This window comes from Methanobrevibacter sp. (assembly GCF_045220775.1).
Classification (GTDB): Archaea; Methanobacteriota; Methanobacteria; order Methanobacteriales; family Methanobacteriaceae; genus Methanocatella.
In genome coordinates this window covers 1-7,882 of record NZ_JBGUWC010000159.1, presented here as the reverse complement: position 1 = coordinate 7,882, position 7,882 = coordinate 1, and the positions used below count along the sequence as shown (strand labels likewise).

The window sequence follows — 7,882 nt, the reverse complement described above, 5'->3', positions numbered from 1 at the left end:
GTTCTTCGACTTGTTTGAATTGTATCATTTATTATCATCTCACTTTTTTTCTTTGGGTAAAAATGTGAATACTTTTGTATTCACTTGATTATTATTATGATGCCCAGAGTATTTAAACTTTACCCTTAAAAAAAAGATAAAATCAAATTTTTTTTAGAATGAAAACAATTTAATCTTATCATCACACAAATTCAATTCTCTTTTTAATTGGGTGACCTCATTACGGATCAGTTCTTCAGCAACTCTTAAGTCATTGGTTTCATGGTTAACATATGCTCTGCGAGTATCATCATTAGTGTAACCTAATTCTTTGAATGCTGTGTTTAACCAGAGTTCGTTTTCTTCTTGTTTTAAATCTGCTTTTGCTTTTGTTAATCTGTCTTCTGCATCTTTCAATTTATTTATTATTTCTTGTTTGGTGTCGAATAAGTTTTCCATCAATCTCACCGTCCTAATTTTTTTTGTTTTAAATTACCAATTTTTTTTAGGATTTATTTCCCGTTTATGATGCCGTATCTTAAATTTTTTTTAGGGAATAAATCTTTTACACACATATTGTTTATCACTTAAAATTAAGTTAATAACAAACTTTGTGTAATATATTATATTTCTATAATACTATATAAACTTATCGGTTCTAAACTAAAAAAAATAACAAAAAACAACTAACCAACACAACCAATACTCAAACCACCAACACGAGTACACTCACCACACTCCAAAACAGCCAAAACACCCAACAAATCAGAAACACCACAAACACTCTCCCTAAAATCAGACCACAACCCATCATCAAAACAACAATCAACCGGAAAATCATCCACCAAAACACCATCAGAATAAAAACGAATCCTCGGAGAACAAACATCCCAATCAACAAACAACTTAACACAACAAACATCATTAAAAACAAGATAATCCAACTGACCCACACCCAGCTTACAATCCAACAACCTACCCAGAATAGACTCATAAGACTCACTAGGACTAACAGCCAAACCACGCAAACGACCCATAACATACCTAGAAACTTTAATCGGAACCCTACTCATAATAAATAAACATATACCTATTAACAATATATTAAACATACACAAAGAATATTTAAAAAAAAATAAAGGGCAAACCCTCATAAAATAGGATTTGCCCTATAAACTATTTACTTGGAATCTTGCTCATCCTCCAAGATTTCAATTTGTTCATCTAACTTTTCTAACAGCTCATTCATATCCAACATACGTTGCATATTCAAATTATCTTGATTACTACCATATAACCCCCAAACACTATAGAAATTCTTTTCCAAATCTTTCAATATATCTAACATTTTCTTTAAAACAGTTTAAACTCCATTTTTCAATTAATTTTATAAATCTTATCTATTTACATTAGCCAAAAACCAACTAGGGTCTGTTGCGAGCAATGTATATCCTGAGGTGCACCAGTTGTATGATACTGGTTGTCCATTTTTATCTAAAACGGCTGCGGGATCTCTAAGGAACCATTCATTATTAGAATGTTTTTTATGCCTTAATTTTAGTCTGACGTGTCCGTCACCTCCGGAGCATTTTACATGCAGACAATGGACTTCATATCCTAGTGCTTTTGCAATATGCCAGAATACGTGGCATGAGTCAGTACAATTGACCCCGTATCCTGCTTTCATTCTGTCAATAGAGGTTTTATTAGTGTAGGTATCATCATAGTAATAACCATATCCTCTATCTTTAACTTTTCCTAATGCTCCATCAATTGTGGTTACATTACCGAAGACTTTTACGAAATAGTTGAAGACATCATCATTGGATACTGTTTTTGTAGTGCTGCTTGAATTAGTACTGTTGGTTGTGGTCTTGTATACATTACTATAGTATAATGCATAGTTTGGCCATGCTTTGTTTTTGTTGTAGTATACTATGATTCTTGCGAATGCATAAATGAAATCTCTTGGCCTTGCTTGTTTTTTACTTTTTACGGTGGTTACATAGTTTGGACAGGTACCGTGTTGTTTGATGTATTGTGAGACTCTTTTTGCTTGGTCTTTATAGTCACTTGCATATATTTTTTCGTTTAGGTTTGCACCTGTTGATTTTGGTGCGTTTTTAACTGTCTTGTTGGTGACGTCTTTCCCTATACTGGTTATGCTGGTACTTAATAAGTAAGCCATCTGCCCGTATGTATATTTTGTTGAGCCTACCTTGAGTGATGTGGGGAATTTATGGTTTTTTTCAATGTATGTTTTGATTGCTGTTGCTAATTGTGTTATTTCTTTATATGTTGTCATTTTCTCCTCCGTAGTGGTGGTTGTGAATTGTATTTGAGGGGATAATCCGTATCTGAATAATATTGCTCCTTGTGCACCATTACTTGTGCAGGTTTTTATATCTGCTTGTAATTCTGTACCGGTTAATAGTGTGGGGTTGTTATCGGATTTGTAGGCTTGTAATGCTGACCATATTGTGGCTTTTTGTGTTATTTTTTTTGTAGTGTTTTTTAACCATTCTGTGCCGGCATTGTAGTTTCCTTTATATTGCATTGGGATTAATGCATTCACGATTTTTCCTAATGCTCCGTGGTCTTGACCATAATAATATTTCCCATCATCTTCAGGCATTATTGCACATGAGAGGAATGTGTCTGGGTTTTGTTTTCGTATTGTTTTAACGAATTCTGTTATGGCTTCTGCTCCACCATTGGTTTTATATGCGTTTCCAGGGTAGCGTAGATAATCTAAGTGTACTCCAGTTACATTTTTCATGGTGGCGTATTTTCGTGCTTCTTTTATTTTTGATGAAGTGTTGGTTGTTTTTGGATTATGCCATTCTCCATCGTAGAAACATTGCATCCAAATGTGAATGTTTATCTGATTATTTTTTGCTTTCTGTATCCATTGAGCAACTTTAGTTTCACCATGTACTGTAAATGCATAATAATTTAGGAATAAATCGGTTACTCCGTTATTATGGAGCGCTGTTAAATCTACATTAAGCATGTCTTTTCCGAATACGAAATATCCGTAATGTTTTTGATTAATCATAATTAAAAAAAATATAAAAGGCAATATTAAGCATCGTTCATGTCTAATATTGCATTGTTTAATGTTTCGAGAAAATCAGAACTGTTTAATTTACTGTCTAAACCAGTTTTCACTGTCTTGTTTTGCACTGGATTTGTTGATGTTGTGCTTAACGTATTGTCTACTTTCACTAATCCTAGTGTGGATGTAGTCGCTTCAGTGTTTGGTATTTTTATGGTACGGTCTGTTGCAGCTGTTACGTGACCTGTTGAGTCACTTGTTATCTGGGATATTGTTGCTGTTTCACCGAATCCTGGTGTTAGGTTACCTGTTGGTTTGCCTGTACGAGCCGTATATGTGGGGTGGCTGTATTTGTTTTCTGTGGTGATTTTACCGTTACTGTCTGTTACTACGTTTTTGTTAGCGTTGTCACTTGTACCTACAGCACCATCATTTTGGAGGTTTCCATGTGTATGTGCTGTTGGTGTGAAACTTGCTGGTTTGTCAGTTATATTATTATATGAGTGAGTATGTCCTGTGCCTGATTTCCCATTCAGTAATGTGTCGGTTTCAGATTTTGTATAGAATTTCTGACCTAAAAATGATAGAATATCATTGTATAATTTTTGAATACTAACCATCGTAATATACTCCTCATAAAAAAAAGAATTAAAAAAAGAAAGAGTGAATTTTTAATTCTTTTTCATCGGTCTTACTAAAAAAAATCTTAACTTAAACTGTTACCGTAGGTGATGAGACTGTTGATTACACCATCGATTTCGGTAACCATGTCACTGGTTGTTAATACACCATTAGTGGTGGTTACAACAACTTTATCAGCTGAGGATCCGATTGCACCGGAAGTGTCGATGTTACCGATTTTTTCTTTTGCAGCTACTGCTCCACCAGTACTGGTGTATACGAAGTAGTTTGCTGTTGAACCGATTTTACCATCATTGGTTAAATTTCCGTGAGTGTGAGTGCTTAATGCGTAACCGGATAAATCGATTCTTGCAGTGTCAACTTTTTCCCATGCGTAACTGTAACTACCACTAGTTCCTGTTCTTACTGTTACGAAGATTTCGTAAGCATCATTAGTTTCAGCAGTTGATTCAGCTACAAGGTATAATTTGTCCATTGTTGATGCTGAAGCTGTGCCAAGGTTTGTGGTGACTTCAATTAATTCTACTGAGAGTAAACTACCAATTTTACTATCAATGGCGCTGTTGATTGCGGCTTGTGTACTGTTTGCACTGGTTTGGAGGTTAGTGTAAGCAGTGGAATCCACGATTTCACTTGCAGCATGTTCGTGTGAACTTGGTGCGAAAGTGGAAGGGATATCTTCTAAGTCAGTGTAACTTCCACTTGTTGCGACGGTTGCGAGGTCTGCACTATCTGCTTTACCAGAGATGTCTTGGTGTTCAGTTAAGTAAGTATTAGTGTCTATTGTACCATCGTTTTTAACAAGTCCACTGGTTGCACTGGTTTCGATGAATGTTAAAGCATCACTACTGCTGCTACCATCATTGGTTAAATCACTGGTTTTTGTTGGGAGGCTTGCTGAAGTAATATATGCTGTGGTATCGATTGTACCGTCATTTTTAACGAGACCTGCTGTCTCGGATTTTTCAATATAATCTTCTAATGTGGTGTCGATTTCGCTTTTTTCATAGAACCATTGTTTGTTTAAAGTTTTCAGGTGACCATATAAAGTTTGTACATCTACTGTCATTATTTTATTCTCCATTATTATTTTGGGTTATTAAATTTTGTATTAATTCATCCATTCGACTTACGAAGTCGTATTTGTCTTCTTTGGTTTCTAATGCTTCATGCACTGCCTTGCTACTTATCGCATGATTACTATCGGGGTCGATTGTGTCTTCGACTACAAGTTGTTCAGCGATTTCTTCAACTGTATCTAACCTGTTTTTTAACTCATAGAATTCCCTAGTTGTGGAAGTGAGTAGGTCATTTACAGTTTCTTCATCTGCAAAGGGTAAGTATACACTTTCAACAAGTTTGTCTTTGCAGAATAAGTTAAGGCAGTGATTATTATAGACTATGCTGTCGATTTTAGCGTCTAGTTCATCGAAAATTTCTATGAAAATGTCTTTTTGTTTTCGTGTGCAAGTAGGGTCGCTTAAACCGTTCATATAGCCGCTGGTGACTAATGGTATTGAAACATTATTAGTGGATAATAAGTCTCCACCATAAACCATTACTTTGAAGTGTGTTCCATCTAAGACGTTATCTGGGATCATGCAACAGAGGATATGACTGCCTTTACCGATATGTACGGTGGTGGTTTCTCCCCATCCGTCACGGAATATGACGAATTTGTTGAGGTCAATCCATTCGTCTGAGAATGTGAATCTACACCTATAAATATTATAGTTTTTACTTACAACTTCGGTTGTGTCTGTTCGGGTTAATTTCTGTGTATTATTAACATCAAATTCTAAATTCACAAAGTATCACACTCCCTCAGTATCAGCATACGTATAGGATTCTAGTATGCAATTGTTCTGTACGAGGTAACAGCATTTTTCAAGGTCATGGTTGCATGTGTGTCTATAACAGCAACCATTACAAAAAGTAGGTTCTGATTTTCCTTGTTTCATCATAAAAAAAAGTATAAAATAAAAGAATGTTTTTTTTTAGTAGGTTTTCACACGCAAATTACGTATACAAGTACTACCATATGAGCTTGCAACAAAATCAGAATAAGAATTAGGGATGTTTGTCACTCCACCAATTGTAACTCGTGGACTATACTCCAAATCTTCCCATTGATAAGTCACACGGTTACTGTAATCATCATTTTTCCATACGACAAGACATGTTGATGATTCTTTACGCATATGAATAGTATGCCAATCAATAATTGGATTACTACTAGTTGAAACAACTTGTCCTGGAGCTAAACTGGTTAAGTGTCCCTCCTTAACATATTGAGTGGTTAAATCCTTAATGGAAGGGGTTCCGGTGATAGGCCCTTCCCAACTCCTAATACCCCATGTTAATGTTCTATTTTGAAATGCATTATTCGGATTTGCTAGTAATATTAAACCAGTGTATCTTGCACCACCGTGATTGTATGCTAAATCAAAAGTACATTCCCATAATCCAGCATTACTCCATCCTTTAGTTAATACACTGCCTTTGAAATAACCAATATTATTTTCTTCATCATATTCATAATAATTACTATTACCCGCTTGTCTTGCAACACTTGTATTAGAATTAAATACCGGTACGTAATCGCAATCTTCTATATGGTAAGGTATTGTTGGTAAATCCTCATATACTCCGAGGAAGTAAACATCACCTTTTGATTGATTAGGATAACTGAAAACAGCATCACCCTCATCATCACTAGTAACAGTGTCTAAAGAATCAAAGTATTGTACTTCAAGATTTTTAAAGACACAGTCACCATGCGTATAAAACAGATAGTATGGGAACGATTGACTATCTTTAATGGAACGGATTAATTGATTATTTACGAAAAATTCAGTATAATATCCATCACGAGTAATTGTTAAATGAGAATTATCCGGTACAAAATCCGATAAAGTCACATTTATAGCATTATGATATAATAAAAGTCTACCCGTTATTTTAACAACATCAACATCTAATCGATAATAAGGAGTCGGTAATACTCCTCCAAAAGAGAATGCACCCTCAGAACTAGTAGTCTTATGGAAACGAGTCCCTTCATGACTACGATAAATTTTTAAACGGGATGTTAATTTAATATTATCATGGATTAATTCATTTTGGGATAATATCTTTTCAACCCTGAAATTATCCACAGTAATATTTCCTCCACCAATATTGAATCGGAAACCCTTGTAACATTCATCTTCATACTCGTATTCATCGTATAGTTCATCATCCAGATAAACATTGAATGTTCTGCAACTTGTGAATTCTATTTTAACATTACTATTTGCAAAATAATTTAAAGATACACTGTCATAATAATTATCTGATGTGAATACTTCCAGATAAACCTGTTCAGAACGATTACTAATCTCAGTAATGTCAAAACTAATAATCATATCAGTTTCCACTGGTGTTTTACAAGTATAAACCGCTTGCTGTTCACCACTTGCAGTGAACCCCTTTAATGTACGAGTAACGGTTAAAGCACCGTATTCTGTGAAAAAATCAAAAGGATTACATAAACTTTTCTTAGTAACATAATTTGATTTGTAAATATCAAAATCCTTGTTACGGATTACATGATTATGATTATAAAAATTACCTGTTACTTGAGCCACAGGCTCGCCAATGTTATCTGGATCAGGACCGATAAATTCAGGGTCACTCTGGAACCATACACCATTACGCCAGATTGTACCCGCTGGAGTATCTAATTTTATAATATGCTTATTTTCAATGAATAAATCATCAATTATTTTATCGGAACTGACTTCCAAGTTACCATATACATGTAATGGTGGACTAGTTACTTCTGTAGTTATTGGAGAATTATTAAAAATATAACTTATCCCTACATTAAATACATGTTCTCCAGGTTCATCAATAGTTAATGTCCGAGTAAGTTTACCGGTTTTACGATTATCAATCTCGGTGTAAATTGGATATTCATCATTATTAGTGTAAACCCTAACACCATCATCATCAATATAATTTATGTAAAATCCTACTCTTTGACCGAGAGTATTTGTTATATTGACTTGTACTTTAGTAGTATTCCCTTCACATATATTTGAGTTTGTTAAACTTACTGTTGCTTGTAAATCAGTAACACTTGCCATTATTTTAACTTCCCGGTAAAACTTTATATGATGCAGTACTACCATCAGTGAATGTGGCAGTTAATGTAATCCC

Annotated in this window: 8 protein-coding genes; all 8 read right to left on the bottom strand. The window is 34.5% G+C overall.

Annotated elements, in window-relative coordinates; genetic code table 11:
* Window positions 1–153: 153 nt before the first annotated feature.
* The gene (locus ACJROP_RS10220) at window positions 154–438 is read right to left on the bottom strand and encodes a hypothetical protein (protein ID WP_406535367.1); all 285 of its coding nucleotides are present in this window, start codon (window positions 436–438) and stop codon (window positions 154–156) included.
* 227 nt (window positions 439–665) lie between these two features.
* Window positions 666–1,052: a hypothetical protein gene (locus tag ACJROP_RS10215; RefSeq protein ID WP_406535366.1), complete on the bottom strand. Its 387-nt coding sequence runs from the start codon at window positions 1,050–1,052 to the stop codon at window positions 666–668.
* 107 nt (window positions 1,053–1,159) lie between these two features.
* Window positions 1,160–1,327, bottom strand: coding sequence for a hypothetical protein (locus tag ACJROP_RS10210; RefSeq protein ID WP_406535365.1), 168 nt, complete (start codon window positions 1,325–1,327; stop codon window positions 1,160–1,162).
* Between the two features lie 48 nt (window positions 1,328–1,375).
* Window positions 1,376–3,037, bottom strand: a complete 1,662-nt coding sequence (locus ACJROP_RS10205; protein WP_406535364.1) for a pseudomurein-binding repeat-containing protein — start codon at window positions 3,035–3,037, stop codon at window positions 1,376–1,378.
* A 26-nt stretch (window positions 3,038–3,063) separates the two neighbouring features.
* The gene (locus ACJROP_RS10200) at window positions 3,064–3,657 is read right to left on the bottom strand and encodes a hypothetical protein (protein WP_406535363.1); all 594 of its coding nucleotides are present in this window, start codon (window positions 3,655–3,657) and stop codon (window positions 3,064–3,066) included.
* Between the two features lie 86 nt (window positions 3,658–3,743).
* Entirely contained in the window at window positions 3,744–4,748 is a 1,005-nt protein-coding gene (locus tag ACJROP_RS10195; RefSeq protein ID WP_406535362.1) for a hypothetical protein, read from the bottom strand.
* Between the two features lie 4 nt (window positions 4,749–4,752).
* Window positions 4,753–5,487 (bottom strand): hypothetical protein, encoded by a 735-nt coding sequence (locus ACJROP_RS10190; protein ID WP_406535361.1) that lies wholly within the window; start codon window positions 5,485–5,487, stop codon window positions 4,753–4,755.
* 189 nt (window positions 5,488–5,676) lie between these two features.
* Window positions 5,677–7,809: a hypothetical protein gene (locus tag ACJROP_RS10185; RefSeq protein WP_406535360.1), complete on the bottom strand. Its 2,133-nt coding sequence runs from the start codon at window positions 7,807–7,809 to the stop codon at window positions 5,677–5,679.
* Between the last annotated feature and the right edge of the window lie 73 nt (window positions 7,810–7,882).